The 19,677-nt window shown below is 47.1% G+C and carries 20 protein-coding genes; 3 read left to right on the forward strand and 17 right to left on the reverse strand.

Annotated features, from left to right (window positions below; translation table 11 throughout):
• Window positions 1-141 precede the first annotated feature (141 nt).
• Window positions 142-1,341: an MFS transporter gene (locus H70357_RS21810; RefSeq protein WP_038594067.1), complete on the forward strand. Its 1,200-nt coding sequence runs from the start codon at window positions 142-144 to the stop codon at window positions 1,339-1,341.
• 142 nt (window positions 1,342-1,483) lie between these two features.
• Here H70357_RS21810 and H70357_RS21815 read toward each other — a convergent pair whose 3' ends face one another.
• The 4 genes from H70357_RS21815 to H70357_RS21830 form a co-directional block, all read right to left on the reverse strand.
• A complete protein-coding gene (locus H70357_RS21815) occupies window positions 1,484-2,359 on the reverse strand; it encodes an AraC family transcriptional regulator (RefSeq protein WP_038594069.1) in 876 nt (291 codons plus the stop codon).
• 92 nt (window positions 2,360-2,451) lie between these two features.
• Window positions 2,452-3,009, reverse strand: a complete 558-nt coding sequence (locus tag H70357_RS21820) for an HAD-IIIA family hydrolase (protein ID WP_038594071.1) — start codon at window positions 3,007-3,009, stop codon at window positions 2,452-2,454.
• A 22-nt stretch (window positions 3,010-3,031) separates the two neighbouring features.
• Window positions 3,032-3,457 (reverse strand): GNAT family N-acetyltransferase, encoded by a 426-nt coding sequence (locus H70357_RS21825; RefSeq protein ID WP_156130920.1) that lies wholly within the window; start codon window positions 3,455-3,457, stop codon window positions 3,032-3,034.
• Between the two features lie 35 nt (window positions 3,458-3,492).
• Window positions 3,493-4,272: a hypothetical protein gene (locus H70357_RS21830; RefSeq protein ID WP_179091797.1), complete on the reverse strand. Its 780-nt coding sequence runs from the start codon at window positions 4,270-4,272 to the stop codon at window positions 3,493-3,495.
• Window positions 4,273-4,432: 160 nt separating this feature from the next.
• Here H70357_RS21830 and H70357_RS21835 point away from each other — a divergent pair, with 160 nt between their 5' ends.
• Window positions 4,433-5,590, forward strand: a complete 1,158-nt coding sequence (locus H70357_RS21835) for an acyltransferase family protein (protein ID WP_052092174.1) — start codon at window positions 4,433-4,435, stop codon at window positions 5,588-5,590.
• 252 nt (window positions 5,591-5,842) lie between these two features.
• On the opposite strand, the gene H70357_RS21840 is transcribed toward H70357_RS21835, so the two are convergent.
• The 12 genes from H70357_RS21840 to H70357_RS21895 all read right to left on the reverse strand — a co-directional run bounded on the left by H70357_RS21840 (window position 5,843) and on the right by H70357_RS21895 (window position 17,559).
• On the reverse strand, window positions 5,843-6,277 hold the full coding sequence (locus H70357_RS21840) for a MarR family winged helix-turn-helix transcriptional regulator (protein ID WP_038594072.1): 435 nt from the start codon (window positions 6,275-6,277) through the stop codon (window positions 5,843-5,845).
• A 5-nt stretch (window positions 6,278-6,282) separates the two neighbouring features.
• Window positions 6,283-7,242 carry a zinc-binding dehydrogenase gene (locus H70357_RS21845; RefSeq protein ID WP_231578300.1) on the reverse strand — a complete coding sequence of 320 codons (960 nt, stop codon included), beginning with the start codon at window positions 7,240-7,242 and terminating at the stop codon, window positions 6,283-6,285.
• 300 nt (window positions 7,243-7,542) lie between these two features.
• Complete coding sequence (locus tag H70357_RS21850) at window positions 7,543-8,244, reverse strand: YhfM domain-containing protein (protein WP_156130921.1); 702 nt, start codon at window positions 8,242-8,244, stop codon at window positions 7,543-7,545.
• Between the two features lie 206 nt (window positions 8,245-8,450).
• Window positions 8,451-8,939, reverse strand: a complete 489-nt coding sequence (locus tag H70357_RS21855; RefSeq protein WP_038594076.1) for a hypothetical protein — start codon at window positions 8,937-8,939, stop codon at window positions 8,451-8,453.
• A 7-nt stretch (window positions 8,940-8,946) separates the two neighbouring features.
• Window positions 8,947-9,396, reverse strand: a complete 450-nt coding sequence (locus tag H70357_RS21860) for a DUF5412 family protein (protein WP_052092175.1) — start codon at window positions 9,394-9,396, stop codon at window positions 8,947-8,949.
• 256 nt (window positions 9,397-9,652) lie between these two features.
• Window positions 9,653-10,204, reverse strand: a complete 552-nt coding sequence (locus tag H70357_RS21865; RefSeq protein ID WP_038594079.1) for a hypothetical protein — start codon at window positions 10,202-10,204, stop codon at window positions 9,653-9,655.
• A gap of 876 nt (window positions 10,205-11,080) precedes the next feature.
• Complete coding sequence (locus tag H70357_RS21870) at window positions 11,081-11,443, reverse strand: hypothetical protein (RefSeq protein WP_038594082.1); 363 nt, start codon at window positions 11,441-11,443, stop codon at window positions 11,081-11,083.
• A gap of 233 nt (window positions 11,444-11,676) precedes the next feature.
• A complete protein-coding gene (locus H70357_RS21875) occupies window positions 11,677-12,441 on the reverse strand; it encodes an ABC transporter ATP-binding protein (protein ID WP_038594085.1) in 765 nt (254 codons plus the stop codon).
• Window positions 12,442-12,456: 15 nt separating this feature from the next.
• On the reverse strand, window positions 12,457-14,796 hold the full coding sequence (locus H70357_RS21880; protein ID WP_038594089.1) for an ABC transporter permease: 2,340 nt from the start codon (window positions 14,794-14,796) through the stop codon (window positions 12,457-12,459).
• A 37-nt stretch (window positions 14,797-14,833) separates the two neighbouring features.
• The gene (locus H70357_RS21885) at window positions 14,834-16,120 is read right to left on the reverse strand and encodes an MFS transporter (RefSeq protein ID WP_038594092.1); all 1,287 of its coding nucleotides are present in this window, start codon (window positions 16,118-16,120) and stop codon (window positions 14,834-14,836) included.
• On the reverse strand, window positions 16,101-16,787 hold the full coding sequence (locus tag H70357_RS21890) for a TetR/AcrR family transcriptional regulator (protein ID WP_052092176.1): 687 nt from the start codon (window positions 16,785-16,787) through the stop codon (window positions 16,101-16,103). The genes H70357_RS21885 and H70357_RS21890 overlap by 20 nt, the downstream gene beginning before the upstream one ends.
• Window positions 16,788-16,953: 166 nt before the next feature.
• Entirely contained in the window at window positions 16,954-17,559 is a 606-nt protein-coding gene (locus tag H70357_RS21895) for a histidine phosphatase family protein (protein WP_038594095.1), read from the reverse strand.
• Window positions 17,560-17,777: 218 nt separating this feature from the next.
• On the opposite strand from H70357_RS21895, the gene H70357_RS21900 reads away from it, so the two are divergent.
• Window positions 17,778-18,722, forward strand: coding sequence for a serine hydrolase domain-containing protein (locus H70357_RS21900; RefSeq protein ID WP_052092177.1), 945 nt, complete (start codon window positions 17,778-17,780; stop codon window positions 18,720-18,722).
• Between the two features lie 64 nt (window positions 18,723-18,786).
• Here the strand turns inward: H70357_RS21900 and H70357_RS21905 are convergent, their stop codons facing one another.
• A complete protein-coding gene (locus H70357_RS21905) occupies window positions 18,787-19,584 on the reverse strand; it encodes a hypothetical protein (RefSeq protein WP_038594098.1) in 798 nt (265 codons plus the stop codon).
• Between the last annotated feature and the right edge of the window lie 93 nt (window positions 19,585-19,677).

The following is a 19,677-nucleotide window of genomic DNA, read 5'->3' on the forward strand; positions in this document are numbered from 1 at the left end:
ATGAGTACAGGGGAGCCTTGGCCGGTACGTACCGGTCAAGGCTCTCTGTGACTGAAGGAGTCGTGACTTGTATCGGCCTTCAGAGCAGGCTGGCCGTAAAATCTAAACATAAAATAATAAATGCAAAGAGGTGCTACTCAAATGAGCCAAAATACAACTTCTTCCGCACAGAATGACTCCGGCACTTCTGAGCGGCTCCCATGGGCTGGCTTGCTCGCCCTCGCGATGACAGGGTTTATCTGTATTCTCACCGAAACGGTTCCCGCCGGCTTGCTGCTGCAAATTGGTGATGGGCTTGGTGTCTCTGAAGCTCTAGCCGGTCAGCTTGTCACTTTGTACGCCCTCGGTTCATTGTTGGCCGCCATTCCCTTAACCGCCGCAACACGCGGATGGCGGCGGAGACCCCTGCTGCTGCTATGCATTATTGGGTTTCTCGTATTCAACACCATCACTGCCTTTTCTTCTAATTATGTATTGACGCTGGCTGCCCGTTTTTTTGCCGGCATATCTGCCGGTGTCCTGTGGGGAATGATCGCAGGGTATGCCCGCCGCATGGTGCCGGAATCGCTTAAGGGGCGGGCCATGGCGGTGGCGATGGTCGGCACGCCTCTGGCCATGGCCATCGGTGTCCCTGCCGGAACATTTCTTGGCACCTTTGTCGGCTGGCGTGCTGTGTTTGGAATCATGTCACTGCTCGCGCTGCTGCTGGTCTTCTGGGTGCTTTGGAAGCTGCCGGACTACCCGGGCACAAGTGCCGATAAGCAGCTGCCGCTTTATAAGGTCTTTGTTATTCCCGGAGTACGGCCGGTCCTGGCCGTTGTTCTAGCTTGGGTATTGGCCCATAACATCCTTTATACCTATATTGCGCCATTTCTTGCGCAGGCCGGGCTTACCCGGCGTATTGACCTGGTGCTGCTTATTTTCGGTATTACTTCACTGGCAGGCATCGCAATTACCGGAATTCTGATCGACCGTAAATTGCGTCCATTGGTTCTGATTAGCCTCGCAACATTTACTTTGGCCGCCGTTGCACTTGGCATAAGCAACCATCCCGTCGTAATCTATCCTGTGGTTGCTGCATGGGGATTGACGTTCGGAGGTGCTGCAACAATGCTGCAGACAGCAATTGCCGAAACTGCTGGGGAGAGTGCCGATGTAGCCCAGTCCATGCTGGTAACGGCATGGAATCTGGCTATCGGCAGCGGTGGTGTGCTGGGCGGGATTCTAATCGAAACGCTGGGTGTCGCCTCATTCCCCTGGGCATTGTTTATTCTATTGCTGCTTGCGCTGTTCACCGCTTGGCGAGCGAAGGAATACGGATTTCCTGTGAAGCGGCCTTGAGGGAATTGTACATGTGAGAGAAGCGGTCACCTGTGTTGCCGGTTGAGCCAGACCAAACAAATACACCGTCAGCAATCTGACGGTGTATTTGTTTTCTCCTAATTTTTCTTGAACAAGTTTGCTCCCTTAAGCTGTACCCTTTCTACACCCTTTTCGCAACCGGAATCCAAATTTCGCTTTTGTAAGTCGGGGACGTTACATCTTTGCTCTCATTCCATAAGATTTCCGGCCCTTCGGTCTGCTCATAGTTGGAAGAAGGGAACCACTCGGAATAGATCCGTCCCCAAATATTTTGCAGGGTAGCCGGAAAAGGTCCGATGGACTCGAATACTGCCCAAGACATTGCCGGAACCTCCAGCAGCGTGAAGGTCTCGGGACATCCCAGCGTGGTAGCCACTCCGATATAATGATCCAGTTCCCCCTTTTCTTCCATCCGCCCCTCGGAAAAGTTTGTGGATGCGCTTATCAATCCCAGGGGTGCGACATTCGAAAGCTCTTTGAGCTTGGAGAGGGTTGGCAGATCCAGGCTTTGCCACATTGCGGAAATCTCCGGATTCACCCCCTCAAAAATAATAGGGACTCTCTTCTTAATCCCGACGATATGGAATGCTTCCTTCTCCTCAATCCGGTAATTCATTTCATTTCCTCCTCTGATAATGAGCTGAAAAGTCATTCGAGGAAAGGACTTCAGTGAAGGTCCTGCGGTTCTTGCTTCTGAGGGCAAAACACCGTGAAACTGCTGGAATGCCTTGGTGAAGGCGTCCGGTGAACTGTATCCATAATTCAGCGCAATGTCGATAATTTTGAGCTGGCTGCTCTGCAGATCGAAGGCCGCGAGTGTCAGCCGTCTACGCCGTACATATTCCGAAAGCGGGAGGCCGGCGAGAAAAGAGAACATCCGCTTGAAATGATATTCCGAGCACAATGCGCGTTTTGCCGCTTCCCGGTAATCAATCTCCCCAGTCAGATGTTCTTCGATATAAGCCAATGCATGATTCATGTTCTCCAGCAGGTTCATCTTCGCTCCTCCTCTCCTCACATCCAGAATAGCAATAATGGAGCACAGTCACCCGACAGTTCGTGCACTGTTAATGACGGGTCCTTAGAGATTTAGATCATTGGCTCTTCCACACCACGCACGTACTGCTCTATGTAAGTAACTGCATCAGCAAAATCTCCGGCAATATAATCCGGCACGGTATCCAGCCATTTATTTCTATACTCATTTAATGCCGCGTTTCCTGCACCAGTCATGACTAACACTTTCATACATCCGGCACGGTCTGCCGCCACCATATCCGTCCAACGGTCTCCAATCACTGCACATTTGCTTAGATCCAGATTGTTTTCTTGCGCTGCTCTAATCAGCATTCCAGGATTAGGCTTACGGCAATGACAGCCTTCATTATGCTGATGCGGACAAATGTATACACCGTCAAATCCAAACTCCAGCATTTCTATTCTAAAAGCTTCCTCCGTTGCCTCCCCTCTCGAGATTCCGGGTTGATTCGTAAAACCATAAAGTTTAAGCCCCATGAATTTCAGCGTGTTTAAAGCTCCGGGGGTAAACGGGAACAATTCGAAAGCCCCCGGATACTGCACTTCGTCACTTCCGCCCAAGGTTCCATCCCGGTCAATAAATACAGCCTGCAGTTTAGGTTCTCTCATGTTTGTTCGTTCCGCCTTCATACTATAATCTTTTCTCTAAAACAGCTTCATCATGCTTAACATAACCACAGCTTGCGTACGTGGCAATCGCCGGATCATTCGTTCTTCCTGTCAAAATCTTCACAGTGCCCACACCGCGCAAGCGGAGCTGAGCTTCCAGAAAGGCAAGCAGTGCTGCCGCCGCGCCTTTCCTCCGGGCTGATTCCTGAACATACATTTCCGTAATTTCACCATGACTTGCTGCGTAGCAGAAGGATTGCGAGCTCTGCGCGCAGGCAAAGCCGACGACTTCGTCCCTTAATTCGGCAACGGCAACTAACTCGTTCCCTGTGTTCAAACTCCCGATAATTTCCGCCTCCGGACGTTTGTCCCCGCCATTAAACTCATAATTCAGCCTGGATAATACATCTGCATCTTCTATTGTAGCCAGCCTGACTATTGGAATCACATATGTTCACACCCTCAGCAAAAATATTTTGAAGCTTACATTCCCGCAGCCGCCTTAATTTGCTGCCTCTGCGTCATGATTAACTCCTTCAGCCGGTCTGTTCCAAACGCGCCTGCCGTGAAGGCATTCCCCTTGGGATAATAAACCATCCGGAAGGAGGTGCCATCTTGCAGATGCACCCGCAGGAACACTCCGTAATCATGTTTTGTTTGCTTATAAACTGCATCGAAACCAACATTTTTCAGAGGCAGCAATTCACGAATGAATTCTTCGGAGGCCTCTTTTGTGAAATCACCAAGCGGACTGCTATCCATACCGCTTTCCAGACTGACTTTGTCCACTTTCCCTGCAATATCCAGCAGGTCTCCGATAGTGGCTGCCTTTGGATTCTCTTCTACTTCATAAATTTTGTTATCCGCTACCACCCGAAAATCGGATCTGTAGCCTTCCAGCGCATAAATCACTGTACCCACAGGAAGGAATGCGGCATCCCCGTTTTTGGTGACATGATCCGTACAGGCATTATCACTCACTTTAAAAGACACTTCCCCTACCTTATCTCCGAGTTGATCCGCAGGTACCGGCTTGGTTGCATCATAATTATGAGAATACCTGATATCATTGATCATCAAGAAATCCACCCATTCAATCTCGGCATAGCAGGGTTCTGACGTCTGCTCCGGCACTGTTTCAGGTGCAGCAGTCCCGGCTATTGGCTCCACATTTGCCTTATTCGTTGTCCCACAACCGGCTGCGAGCAACATCAATATAAGCAGCATTGAAATCGGCCCGCCAATTTTCATCCATTTCATCATCGTTATTCACCTCTGTTACTATTGACGGGCTAGTGCACCTTGATGTTACAGCATTTACCAAAACTTTTTCATATCCCGATTTATTATTCGTTTTGAATAACTTTTTATATAAAAGTTCTCTATTTGTGCTAATATATAGAAAAATAAAGGAGGGATGCTGATGAATAACCATAAAGTTAAAACTAATAGTCATTATGTTGAATTAGATTCGCTCAGAGGCATCGCTTCTGTTCTGGTGCTTATTACACACCTGATGATTGTTTTCCCCATGATTTACTCGCCCAGTTCGCCGCAGGATAACCTGACTCTCTTCGTGCTCAAATATTTGCCGTTTACAAGGGCTCTGTTTATCGGCGGTCCGGAAGCGGTCAAACTATTCTTCGTACTGAGCGGATTTGTTCTGGCTTTACCCTTTCTTAAAGGCGGTACAATCCGGTACTTGCCCTACTTGCTCAAGAGATTCCTCAGAATCTGCATCCCTTTCTATGTTGCCATATGTTTAGCGGTGCTTCTCAGCATAGTGATCCAAAGGAGCTCCATTCCTGAACTGAGTGAGTGGTATAATTCCATGAGCTGGACTACGCCGATCTCAACCAGACTACTCTTGGGACATTTTTTCCTGATCGGCAATTTCAATGTGAATGCATTTAACAATGTAATTTGGTCGCTGGTTCATGAAATGCGCATATCCATTCTGTTCCCCTTGATGATGTATGGAGTGATCAGGTATTCATGGCAAAAAAACGTCGCAGCTTACCTATTGGCCGGTATCATCGGGTTTTATTTAGGCGGATATGGAGATACGGTTGGCTATATGCTGCTGTTTGTGGTCGGCGCATTGCTGGCGAAACACAGAGCTTTTTTCATCAAACAATATAAAAGAACCGGCTCACTCCCGAAAATCATTCTTTTCACCTTTGCCTATGCGTTGTATTCGCTGCATGCACCAGGGAGCAACCCCTTAATCACAGGTTTGGTTTCCTATATCAACATGCTCGGATGCGGCTCATTAATAATCATTGCCTTATCCAGCGGGAGATTCTCAACAATCCTGAGAAATAAAGCCGTCAGCTATCTGGGGCGGATCTCGTACAGCCTGTATTTATATCATTTCATCATCCTGGTAGCTTCCATTAAATTATTGTACGGAGTCATCCCTATTGGCTTCATCCTCTTGCTAACAGCCGCGGCCAGTATTTCCATCGCTGCATTGTCATATCATTTTATTGAAATCCCGTCTATTAAATGGGGTAAAACACTTACACGCAGCAGGGATACCGCCATTCAGCAGCAATACGCACTTCCCCCATCACAATAAGGTTAGCCTATTCTAAAAGGTGCAAAGTGATTGATTCACTATGCCCTTTTTTTTGCTACTATATAGATTCAACTATAGTTTTAGAGTACAGGATCAGTCGCACTTTTGCACCTAGAGCAACGGTTTAAACCCTTGAGCGCGTAAGAAGAATTCATAATAATTTTCACTTGAATTGACAAAAAAAACACCTTGCTTGTTTGGTATCATGGAAGCGCGAACACCCATGCCAATAAGAAAGTGTCTGAACATTGATTAGTTGAATTTATTTAAGGAATCAATTAAGCGTCTTAAGTCGTCCAATAAACGCTGCTTTTCGTCTACGGTCCAGTCCGTCAAGGCTTCTTGTAAGATGCCATTTCGAGTGGAGTTAATTTGAGAAAAAATCTCCTTTCCGTGATTTGTTAATTCAGAAACACGAATTCTAGAATCATTCCTTGCCGGATAAGTATGGACCAATCCGGCTATTTCCAATTTATCAATTTGACGGCTAACACTGGAGTAATTTTTGCCCATCATGGCAGCCAAATCGCCGACACTAGTTGACTGAAGACGCCCAATGCCGATGAAAACACGAAAAGCTGCTGCTTCCATATTAACGCCAGCATGGGCAATCATTTTCTTATGGCGGTCTGACTGATTAAGCATTGTAGTCAATTCAATCAGTGTACTAAAAAGTTTATCTTCCATGTTCCTTATTTTATCATTATAACGGGACGAGGTGTCAATGGTGCATTCCAAGCTATTTCGATATCTTCTAAAGAAAATGTTGTTGTAGCGATATGGATCTTTCCTTTTGAAGCAAGATCCAAAACACTTTGTGCAGATGACAGCATATTTAATTGTGAAACACTTCTGCCGCCACTGCCGACCAGTTCGATCGTAGATGCACGAAGTAATGAAGAGGGCATGTTGATGTATTCTTGCCCGTACGCAGTTCCTATACTAACAAATCGCGTTGGGCGGCTCCCACCAGCTTTTGCAGCAGCAGAGAGAATGGCGAAGGCACTGTCACCCCAGAGATAATCTAGTACTACATCTACACCATCCGCAAAAGCTGGCTCCAGGGCTTTCTCAAAAGCTTGTTTACCGTTGTCAGTATTCATGTCAAATGCAACGAATTCATCTGCTCCTAAGGACTGTAACTTTGAGTGGTTTCGTCCGGTTGCAATAATTTTTTTTGCGCCTAAATATTTAGCAATTTGAATGGCCAAACTACCGGATTCACTAGTCGCACCGTTAATCAGAACCGTTTGACCAGATTGGAATTGCGCCCGATATACCAAAGCAGCCCACGAAGACATAGCCGGGTTTGTGATTGCAGCGGCGGTTACTTCATCAATCTCTTTGGGTAAATGTATAATCATATTTTTTTCTACAATGGTTTGTTCAGCTAAACTCCCATAGGGTGCGGCAGGGAGCGCAAAGTAAACACGAGATCCATCTGCCAATGTGCCGACACCATCTGCACCAGCTACAATTGGAAAGTTTGTTTCTGATGAATAATGCATGCCTAACGAACGGAACTTGCTAAGTTTACTTAAAGCAGCGGTCGAAACGTTAACAATAACTTTATCAGCGGATTCAACTGGTGCAGGAAATTGACCTAATACGGGAGGGATTCCCGCTTGCTTAACAATTGCGGCTTTAATCATTTGCATTCTTCCCTTCAATTAATATATGTGCGTTTTGCACATAAATACCATAACATAAATAAGTGCAAAATGCACATATTATCGAAGCCGAGTTTATGTATTGTATTTTGCTGCTGATATTCACTCAAAAACCCGAACAATTTCTCGCACATGATGCGATAATTGCCCGGGTTTTTCTGTATACCCTCTATTCCTGCCATGATTGGCCGTGTGTGGGAGTCTGTACACCGCTGGCACAATGCTGAAGCGTCAACAGAAGCTTCGTCTGCTGGTCCTTTGTCCGTACCGCCATTGCCCAGTTCAAAAAATCATTGCCCTTAACTCATTATGAATTCTCTCTGGGATCTCATACCCCTGTCCACTGTCTTCAGTATCTACCAGCAGACCCGTTATCCCCTCTTGTTCGCTATTCGAAATGTTTAGTACATACTTTTTTTGCGTGCCGTCAAGGTAAGAAATATGCATTAGAAAATATGTAACATAATTCAGTTCACCATTCATTTTCACTGCCTTGTTCAAGGCATTTGCAAAGACTTCAAGTTCATCTTCATCGGTGTAATTTTTTTCAGTAAATGGTCCAGACTTGTCCGTCCCTTCTTTGCATAAATCAGCACATTCCAGCCTGATGCTCTTGATCCTGGTGTCCTTTATTCGGAGGCCTGTCAATATCCCGATAAATTCCTGTTTGGTTTCCGCAGCTTTATCATTGTTGGAAAAATTCAATATATATATAATTTCTTCTTTATGCGGGATCACCGCATAATAGGTATCATGAGTCCCTGTAAGCCCGGACGCTGCAGAGCCGTTGTCGGCATCCAAAGTAAATAATCTGCTTGTTCCCATTGGAATATCAAGCTCCTCCTCAGAAGTCAGCGAGCTGTGATTGGGCATTACCATTTTCTTAAAATCAAAGTTCTCCACAAATTCACTGGCCGATACTTCGCCCCTGGCCTCACCTTGCTCATCTTTAATTACATAAACCTTCGGATCGGACGTATCCAATCCCCAGTTTGCCGGCAAGTCCATATGGAGTGTGGACAAATCATAGGACTGTTGAACCGCAGGCGCGGCTGTGGAGGAACCCTGCTCTTCTAACGCTGTAGAGGATGAGCTGGAGCATCCGCCAAGTGTGAATACTGACAAGATCAATACGATCATTATTTTTTTGGACACAAGCACTACCTATTCAACCTCCCCATTCACGTAAATTAATGTCCCCGAATATCAAACGAGGCATCATATCCTCCATCGTACAAAATGATAAAGTAATAACCGGAGTAATCTGCGATGTCTTTTAATGTACCAAAGGTCAAAGAGCCGTGTTCCAAATGTACCGAATCCACAGCAGCTCCTGTAACAGGCAGTACTTCAGTGATGACCGGGTATTCTCCGCTCCGCTTGGCATTTTTAAAGGTTTCCTTGGTGTAATAGCTTGTCAGCTCGTCCACAGATAATGAAGAATCCACTAGAATTGCAGCCAAAAAGTCCAACCCGTTGCCGTTTCCATTCAGTTTGCCAAGTATAGACTCCCTTTCTACAATCGTGGTTTCAGGCGGGAGCTGATGTTTGCTGAATTGTTTCTCGAACTTGGATAAGTTCACATTGTTAACCAATGGAATAATCAGGAACAGGGAAACGAATAACACTATAATAACCAAAGGAGTGACCAGAAGGGTTAATCCTATCTTCTTCAACATAACGGGTCTACTCCTTCACGTCTTGATAGCAGGTTTCATATTGGTCTTTAAGCAGGAGGCTTCGGCAAGCAGATCCTGACTCCTCATAGATCTCGGTATTCACCTTCAGTTCAATATTCCGATATTCTTTATATTCTGGACTTTCATTTGTGATCGAGAGGATATCCGAAGCTTGCCAGTCCATTGAAAATTTGTCTTTGTGCTCGCTGGAATATATGATTTTCTTCACGCCTGTCTTGGTTTGCTCGACTTCGACAAGATACATTACACCGCCTGCAGCGCCACCATATGGGATATAATACGCGCGTGCATTATACTCACCTTCGGGTGACTCAATGGGACCACTAAATAGGGTGGCTTTCCCAAGATCCATAAATTGATAGAAATATCTTCTATAGCCCACTAAACCTAAAATGATTATTAGTAGCAGGATTAATCCAATCGTTCTTTTTTTCACACTAAACCTCCTATGTATAAGGATCGCAGTCCATCCATATTGTACCATATAGGATTTATCAGAATTGACTGGATTGTCACAAGTGGAAACGGCTTCGCCGTTCTCAAAAGGACGGTATCCGTTTCAGCGAGAAATAGAAGGATAATTTATAGTGTGAAGCATATAAATTCTATATTTTAAAAAAACCTGCAGACGTAGTGCCATCGTGGCACTGTCTGCAGGTTTTTGTAAAAAAGTATGATTGCAGTAAATGAATTTACTTAACTTCGGTTGCTCCAGTTACTTTACCATCCACTGCTGCGGATGCTTTCACATCTTCGCTGGCAAAGTAGAGGTTACCATCAATTGTAGAGGATTCGTGCAGGTTAAAACCTTTTGCTTCTACATATACATCACCTTTGATGGTTCCGCCTTGCACTCTGAAGTTTTCACTTTGTACGGTAACCTTAGGTGCGGTAAGTGTGTAATTTGCAGTAACTTTGTGATCCGCATCCTGTGCATAAAGAGCAAGCTTGCGGTAAATTGCATTCTCAGCAACACCTTTATCATGGAACTCACCGGCTACAACAACGTCTTGATCAACAGTCACATCATTTAGAATAGCAACGATCCAGGTTCCTTCTGCACTTACAGCCTTAGTAAATGCAGCCGCTTCATTAACGATGGAAGCTGCCGATGTAGCATCTGTCTGAGCTGCTGCTGGAGAAGCAGTTGCTGCCTCATTTGCCGCCTTTTCATTATTCGCACCACAACCCGACAACAATGCAACCGATACTCCTGCTACTAGCAAACTTTTAAATAGTTTCATCTCAAATCCCCCTAAATTCTTTTTATAAATTTATTATATATTAAAATTTTATAATAGTCACGTGAATCTTTTCACAATTCTGTGTCTTTTCATATTTCGACAAGACATGACAGTCGTCCCCGATTTGCCGTAGGAACGCATAAATCCCCGCTTACCTTCAGCCTAAGGTAAACGGGGATTTATGTGTTCAATCCGTTCTTCAATTCAATCATTTCCTCCAGCAACAATCCATATCCCTGACATGGTGATTGTTATTCATATTTCGGTAGTCCCCGTGCGCTCCCTTTCGGAGTGTTGCTCCATGTCCTGCATATGGGATGAGTTCCCGCGTACTCGATGTCACGAAAAACGTTTTCACGGACGTTTTCCCTACTGTGAGCCATCGTGTTTAGTACGCATCGCTAACCTTTTTCAATGGAATCACGCTCCTTCTTCCGCAAGATGAATCCTGCTTGAATAGCTGTTCCTTGTTCATGGTTACCTCTGGATTCCCGCATACCCACGGTCTGCGAAAAGATGTCGTCACTTACACCTTCTCCAGCAGCAGCCGATTCCGGCATGCATCGCTAACGGTAGTACATCGGGGCCTCTCCTTTCCTACATTCATTTCTAAATTTAGGAATGAGTCCATCACCTGTAACCGCTTGCTGCTGTTCTTTGTGGTTACCATTTGGTGATGTCTATATCTTAACGTATTACGCCTAAAAATTAAACCTTCATAATATTATGTATTCTGTCGCAATACCTGGAAAATCCTGATCTCTTGCAATGAACCGCCCAGACCTAAGAATTCCTTTGAATTTTGGACTATTGTGCGTAAATACGCAAAAACCGCCTTGAGATTCCAAGACGGCTGGTGATCTGAAGCCGAAAATATTAATCCCTGATCAGAAATATGTATTCAAACAGCAAAATAAAAAAGGCGGTGAACATTCCTACCGAGTTAATGACCGTAAGTTCTGCCACATAATTTTCGCTTTGAAAATGAGAAAAGAAGGCGACAGTCCAAAGCACCGCAAAAAAAAGCGGGATCATTCCGGAAACAGCTCCAACGGCTGCCCGTCTGCCCCGGTAGATAAACAATGTAATCTCCGAAACGGTGTAAACGATAAAAATAATGATCTCAGACAACTTAACCGAATCCGGAATGTGGAGCTTGAAAAGATGCATGAGAGCATACTGCAGAGCCAAAACAGTAAATAACCAGTTGTTAAACGAAATCCTCTTAAAGATCAGCATTAAATCGACTCCCTTAAACAGAGTAATCGGACTGCTGTCATATGGCACGGATGATCCTGGAAATGCAGGCCGATTCCATAATGATATCGCTTACATTATACTGGAAAATTTTATTAAATTCTGTGGATATCCTATGACATTTGATCTAAGTAAATAGTATCACCCTTTCGCCGGAGTTGCACAATGAATCCCGGCTGAGAGGGTGATGCAAATTTCATTCCTTAGTCTATCGCTCAGAACTCCAGGGTCCGCAGCCATGAGGACAACTTCTCTTCCCTCTGCTTAAGATCACCTTTTTCTTTATGATATTTGCCCAGCCAATGCTCCGAAGCCATTCGGCCATCCAGCATGTAGAGCACCCGCTCTGCACCAGCAGCGACCTTGGCATCATGGGTAACCAGAAGAATTGTTGTTCCCGAACGGTTAATCTCCCCCAGGATTTCCATGATCTCACCGGCAGCCTTGGAGTTCAGTGCTCCTGTAGGCTCATCGCCAAACAGAATATCCGGCTGATTGATCAGCGCCCTGCAGATCGCCACTCTCTGTGATTGTCCGCCGGACACCTCTGTTATTCCCCGGTCAGCCAATGCGGAAATGCCTGTCCTTTTCATAAGATCGGCAGCTCTTGCATTGATGGCTCTACGGCTGGTCTTTTTCGCCCGGTAAGCGGACAGGATGATATTGTCGCGGATATTCAGATTTTTTAACAGATGCATCTGCTGAAAAATGAATCCCATACTATACAGGCGCAGCGCCGCCAGTTCGGTTTCGGAAAGGGAGCTGATCTCCTGCCCCTTAAAAAGGACACTGCCCGCAGTCATTGTATCCATACCGCTTAATGTATACAACAATGTTGATTTGCCGGAGCCTGAAGGTCCCATCACTGCTGTGAACTCCCCCTGTGGAATCTGCAGGTTGATCTCTTTTAATACAGGCTGCTGCGTTCCTTGCCCGTTTGAATAAGTTTTGCTTAATCCCTTAGTTTCTAATATATGCATCCAGTTGTCGCCCCCTCAGTCGGCTATTTTATTCGTGAACCCGGACTTGTGTATGGATCCTGTACTTCCTATAGTAGTAACCGCCACGGCCAGCATGAGGCTAACCGGAAGAATCAGATAGGCCAGCACCGGATCAACCTCAAGCTGAATTCGGGAAGCACCCAGGAATGATCCGAGAACATGCACCAGACTTTGACCGATCGTCCCGGCCGTCAAGATCCCAAGCAGGCTGCCAAGACCGGCGATCAGCAGCGTTCTGGCCAGATATTGCCGGCGGATATCAGCGACCGTGAACCCGATGCTTCGCAAGATTGTAATTTGTGTGGAATCCTTCGCCAGCAGCATTTTTAGAAACAAGGACGTAATCAGTACCGCTATCGAGATGGAAATGGTGATCGCGAGTATAGTAACCATCCGCAGCTGCTTAACCGTATTCCCCAGGGTCTGAGCTAAATAGCTGTCCAGATAAGTGATTTTAGCCGGATAGAATGCCCCGGCCAACTCTTCTATTTTCCCGGCGACCGGAATTTCAGGCTGTACATCCACCGCTACCACATACCACATTACAGTCTTTGGATCATAAGGCAGCTGCGCTTTGGCCGTCCGCCCTCCATTGGTGATATCCTGATAGATTCCGCTTACTGTCAGCTGCCGTTCTTTCCCTCCAGCCTTGATAAGAAGCGTATCCCCGACCCGTTTATTCAGCTCCTTAGCGTTCAGATCAGACAGGGCGATTGCACTTCCGCCTTCCGGGGCGCCCCCTTCTATGTATGACAAAGGAAAGATGGAGAAATCTCCTGTTTCCACATTGATATTCTCCCAGACGTCATCACTTCCCAGTACCTTAAACCGGGAGGTAATCAGCGGCGATAGTTTCTTGATGTCTGGATCCTTCTTAAGTGTTGTGAGCATTTGTTCAAACCGCCGGGCGGTATCGCCTGACTGCTGAAGATCAATCCGGATGGTGCTCTGTCCTACGCCCATATAGGATATAAAGTGCGGGGAGCGCAGCGTATTCAACAAATTCACCGGCATGATGATCATAAACAGACAGATGACCACAACCAGCAGCAACACTCCGAACATGCTGAAGCGGCTGTACACGTCTTTTAACCCTAAAAAACCATTCACAGGCAGCCATTTACGGTTGCTGAGTGTAAACGATGACGTATGTGTTCTCCCCACCCCGGCAGTACCTGACCGCAAGGCTTCAATGGCTGTGATCCGGTTGAACCTTCTAAGGATCAGCCTGCAAAAGAGCACAACAATCCCGAAGCTCAGACTGACAGCGAGTAAAGGAACAATATACTGAAGCAGACCCTTCGGAGCCGCGCCCAGGTACAGGCTAATGTTGGCTGTAAACAACCGTGCAGTAAAAAGGGACAATCCATAGCCGCAGCATGAAGCCAAAGCGGCCAGTATGATGTATTTGGCCATATAGATTCTTCTGATATCCTGCCGCGGCAGTCCGATTGCTTTCATGACTCCGATCTCCCTGTAATCCTCCTCCATGGAGGCGATCATCGTAAATCTGAGACACAGGATAGCAATCACCATAAGCAGGAGGCTCACCAGTATAATGACAAGGGCTATAATTCCGTCGGTTAGAGCATTTAGCGTCTTAAATAAAGGGTAATCAATGGTCGGTCCTTTATCTGGCAGGCCGGCAGATTGATAGCTATTACGGAACTCAGTAAGCTTGCTGCTATCCTTGAGCTGAAATTCAATCAGATATTCCACTTCACCAACGTTCCCCCGCAGCGCTGTGTAATCCGCCTCATTTACGACAAAACGTTTGGAGCTGACAATCGCCGGATTCATTTGAACATCCCGGACAAAATCAACGATCACGAACTCTCTGGTAAAGGACCCGGAGGTAACATTGACCTTATCCCCGATGTGCAGCTGCTTCTGTCCCTTATAGTAGATAGGAACGGCAATTTCGCCGCGTGAAACCGTGATCACCTGATTATCCAGATTCAGCAGCAGATCGAAATTCTGATTCTGCTTCACAAAACCGATATCCATGACGCTGGCGGCTTCCGACTTTTCCGGATTGCCCAAGTACACATTTGAGCCGTCGACCGTAAGCATCTCCACCGTCTGCTGATCCTGTACAAGCGGATTTTCCGAAACAAAACGTTTAAGGGCGGAATCATCTAGGGTCCCGGAATGCATTTGCACAAAATGGGGAGCCTTGGATGTTGCCAGGAGCTGATTCAGCGAGCCGGTCAGTTCCATAATGATGTGCGAGGCAGAAGCAACCAGCAGCGAAGACAGCATAATAAAAACGAACAATCCGCCGGTGATGATTTTATTGCGTAGAACATCTCTTTTTACGATTTGCAGCAGCATCTGGCTGTCTTGCCTCCTTCTCCGATATAGAAACTCATTAATGTTGTTGTTCAAGAGCCCGAATAGATTTGATTCTTGGAACAATCACCGCCACAATTACTATCAGCAAACCGCAGACGATGAACAGGAGTCCGATACCCCGGCCTTCTCCTGTACCCAGCACCTTGCCCACTGAGGAAGCAAGACTTCCCCCGCTGCGCAGCAGTGGATTAAAGACATGATCTGCCAGCACCCCGGCTACAGCATAAGCGGCCACATACCCGAGCTGTGAAAGAATGCCAATGATCCCCCAAGCACGGCCTTGTGCTTCGGCGGCGATATTTTTTCGGATCAGCACGTCAGCACAGGTGTTAATGAAGGGTAGTGCCGCGAAGAACAACAATCCGGCTGCAGCGATAAAATATAGATTTGTAGTCAGACCAACCAGTGCAAAGAAACCTCCGGCGAATCCCAGGCTTACAGCCAGCACCCTGGCATATCGGCCCTTAATGCTGAACATCCCGATGAACAGACTGCCGATCAGCATGCCAATCGCACTTACCGATTCCACTGTGCCCAGGGTTTGCGTATCTGTAAACGGCAGTAAGAGCGGTGTAAACAAGGTCTGGAGAAAACCCATATAGAATGTAACCAGCGATAAAATGACCGTAAGCTGTAGAACACCTTTCACGGAAACGAGCGTATCCCAACCCTCCTTCAGCTCTCTTGCAAAGGACTGCCGTGTTTTCGCTGGAAACTCAGCCTGCAGGTTCTTTTTCACAGCCAGCACCGCAAGCACGGTCACCACAAAAGTAGAGATATCTATAATCAGCACAGCCTTTATATCCATGTAGCCAAGCAACACCCCGGCAATCAGCGGAGAGAGAAGATATTTGGAGGAGGCTGCAAGCTGCACCAGCCCGCTGGCCTTGGCAAACTGCTCCTCGGTCAATAAATCGGTAATGGTCGCCTTGTAAGCCGGTTCGAGCAAGGATACGAATATGGAGCTGAAGGCCACTCCGAGACAAATTTGCCAAACGGGCGGATCGCCCAGCAGCATGAGAAACAGTAGGAAGACAAGTCCAAATGCGGAGCATAGATCACCCGTGATCATCATCAGCCGCCGGTCAAAGCGGTCAGCCAGCACGCCGCCGATTGGACTGAGCAGAATGGAAGGCAGAAAAGCGCAGAGCGTTACCAGCGCTACACTGGCCGCAGTCCCTGTCATCTGGTACACATAAACACCCAGAGCAAAAGCGGTCAGCCCACTGCCCATACTGGATATCCATTCTCCTGTCCATAACACCAGAAACTTGCTGAAGGATTTATTGTTCTGTTTCCCCATCCTTTATCCCCGCCCTCTCATCCTTTCCATCAGCTACGGGCGGCTGCCCGAACATTTGTGTGACATAGGCGAAGCTGCCCTGCTTGGCACCCAGAGAGGTTTCCATAATATGAATAAAAGCCTCGATCTTGCGGAGAATTTCCTCCGGCTGCCACTGGAAGATGCCTTCATCCAGCAGAAATTGCGAAGCCACCAGCAGAAACTCAACCGTTTCCCTGGGATAAGCGGTATGGAATAACTGCTCCTCGATGCCCTGCTCAATGACTTCTGTCAATACAGGTGTCAGCCGGAGAATGGTTTCCGTCAAGCTCTTTTGATGAAGCTGGGCATTCTCCGCCTGATGGAACTGCTCAATCAGTTGCTCCTTCCCTTCCGAGTCCGGCTTCTGTGCCATAATGATCCTCAACAGCTTCTCATGAACCGTAAGCCTGTGATCGGAGGCAATCTCTTTCGCAGCTGCGACCCCGGCATCAATGAACCGCATGACCACCGCATCCATTACCTCCTCCTTCGATTTGAAGTAATAATAGAAGGTTCCCTTGGCGATTCCGATCCTCTGCAAAATATCGTTAATTGTAGTTCTGCTATACCCCTGGGTGAAAAAAAGCAGCTCTGCCATATCTAAAATTTCGTTTCTGCGTTCTTCAGGTTCCTTGGAAATCCGCATAATTGTAATCCTCCATTTCATCGACCGACCGTCGGTCTATTATGATTATAGTGAGTACCCCCCTCTATTGTCAATCACTGGATTAAGAAAATAATCGCACGCAAAGAAACTCCCGCATACTTAGCTGCAGGAGTTTTTGTGTTCATGTGATATTTAGATCCTTTGATTAGACACTCAACGTTTCCATTGCAATCTCCCATTTTCCGGCATCATAATGGATGTGATGGAGACTGGTATATGTACTAGGGTAAGCTTTGCCTTTATTCGACCACTCTACCCCATTTAAAATATGATAAATAATATTAATAACTCCGCCATGGGTTACAATTAAAATGTTCCCCTCCCCCTTGTTGAGGAGCTGCTCCTCGCATAACTTCTTAAAGGTTGCCTGTATACGGGTGAAAAAATCAATCGGACTCTCCCCGCCCGGGAATTCCTCATCCATCCGCAAAGTCGAGAAATAGAGACCCGGATACTGCTCCTCTACAAGTTCATGAGCCATCCCGGCGATGAGGCCATTGTTCATTTCTCTCCAGTTGTTGCTGCTTTCGAGTGGTAAGCGGAGTTCACTGGCAATCTCGGTTGCGGTTTCAACCGCACGGCTTAAATCACTGCTAACCACCCGCTGAATGTTGTAAAGATTGTTGTGCGCTTTAAGATACTGCCCCAGCTTTTTCGACTGTTCAATTCCTTCTGCAATAAGCCCACGCTGGCTCCATCCACCGCGGAATCCCTCATCATCTTTACCGTGTCTGACCAAATAGATTGACATTGTTCTCCCCCGCAACCATTCTGTTATATTGTGAGCTGTTCCTGATTTCACTTGAATACTGGATGGGACAGCCATTCCTCCCTCAGCAGCCCCATTTGAATTGAATCATAAAATTCTCCATTTGTATGTTAATATTATTGGTTGAAAGGCAAACTATCGCGCAGATGCCGGGTTTCACCCATGAACTCTCCTGATATGATAATGAAAGGATAAACCCAATGAATCTATCTTCAATTTCCGCAGCGCTAACAATGCTCGATTTGCGAAGCTGTCTGATCAGCCGGGACAACAGGCTTGTACTTGAACACTATAGAACGCCTAATACAGCCACTGAACTGGCCAAAATCAATTCCTGCACCAAAAGTGTGCTCTCCGCACTGATCTGCATCGCCATGGACAAGGGGCTGCTGCCGCAGCCGGATGCGCCGCTGACGTTATTTTATCCGCAGCTTAGCCTTGACCCGGATCATCGTAAAACAGAAATCACACTGGAGCATCTGCTCACGATGTCTGCCGGTTTCAACTGGACTGAATTTGGCGGGCAGAACTCATTCCCCCGGATGACCCGTTCTCCGGATTGGGTCCGGTTTGTGCTGGAACAGCCGATGTCGGACACACCCGGAGCACGAATGGTATACAACTCCGGCGTTTCCCAGCTGTTGTCTGCCATCCTGAGGCAAGCGGCTGGCATGTCCACGGCCAAGTTTGCCGAGCATTATTTGTTTGGCCCTTTGGACATTAAAGCTTATGAGTGGGAGGTTGATCCTCAAGGCGTTCATACGGGCGGGTTCGGGCTGAAGCTGCGGCCTTCCGACCTGCTGAAGCTGGGACAGCTCTATTTGCAGGAGGGCATGTGGGAGCACACAAAGCTCATTTTCCCTGAACGGGTCAACCGCTCTACGGAAACCGCACTTCATGTAGAAGCCCCCTACCGCGGCGGATATGGCTGGCATTGGTGGACTGATGTCTACACCTCGGCTGCTCAGGAGTCATCTGCAGCTTCCCAGGCATACTTCTATGCCCGCGGGTATGGAGGACAGTTTGTTTATATTATGCCGGAGCTTTCGACGGTTGTGGTTCTGACCGAAGATCAGCGGCGGAAAAAGAAACCTCCTGTTGATGTGTTCCGTGAGATCATCGCACCTGCACTGCTTGCCCCGTGATCAAGCTTTAACTTTCAGACTCCGGAATTTGGTTATAAGACAATTCATTCTGAACGTTCTTCCCTTACAAAAACGCACCAAAAAAATACTTAAGCGCCTCCTGGGAATAACCATCCTCACCCCGCCAATTGGCTACCGAAATAAAATCGCCGTTGCCGCCCCGTCCCGGGCGCGGCTCGTTCGATGGAGGCAGGATCCCGGCGTATCCCCAAACCTCCATCACGACATCGCGTTCCTGTTTACTGGAAGGGACAACATCCTTCCAGCGTTTCTCCAGCTGCCGGGCAGCATCCTTCGCGCCGCAGTCCATAACTGCATCCGTCATTGCGGTGAGGATGTCCAGATCCTCCCGGCTGACATGCAGGTTCTCCTCCAGGGCAAGCATCTCCAGATCAAGCCAACAATAGAGAAGCCAGTTCAGGCGGACTCCTCCCCATTTGATCCGTTCAAAATTCAGCACATTCCAGTCCTGATTCACATAGGCCTTGTCTGAGATCAGCTGTGCGTTATTGCAGTGACCGCAAGAACTGAACATGGGCGGTTGTACAAGAAGCTCCCCATAGTTGTGCACAGCCAGCTCCGAGGTTAACGCCCAGCTCGACAAAGCGCTCCGCAGATGGACCTTTCGGGTTGACAAGCTGTGCAAGAATGCTGTGGCCGCCCACTCTTTGCTGATGATCTTCTGGTGCAGCTCACATAACCTCTTAATCACCGCATCATGTGTGATGTTCACCGGATCGAACATAAGGCCCTTGTCTTTGGCATATTCAAAATCCGCTCCACTGTAAGGAGACGGACTGCTCTTCCAGCCGCCGGATGTCCAGAAGGTACTTAACAATATTTTTTTGGCTTCTTTATCCATGAAGTCTCCCCCAGTCCTTTAAAGGTTAATAGAGTGCTTCTGCTTCGAGCATGTTCAGTGCTGGAAGCATCGCCTTCTGTTGTTTATGTAACT

The sequence above is a fragment of the Paenibacillus sp. FSL H7-0357 genome (assembly GCF_000758525.1).
Taxonomy (GTDB): domain Bacteria; phylum Bacillota; class Bacilli; order Paenibacillales; family Paenibacillaceae; genus Paenibacillus_AQ.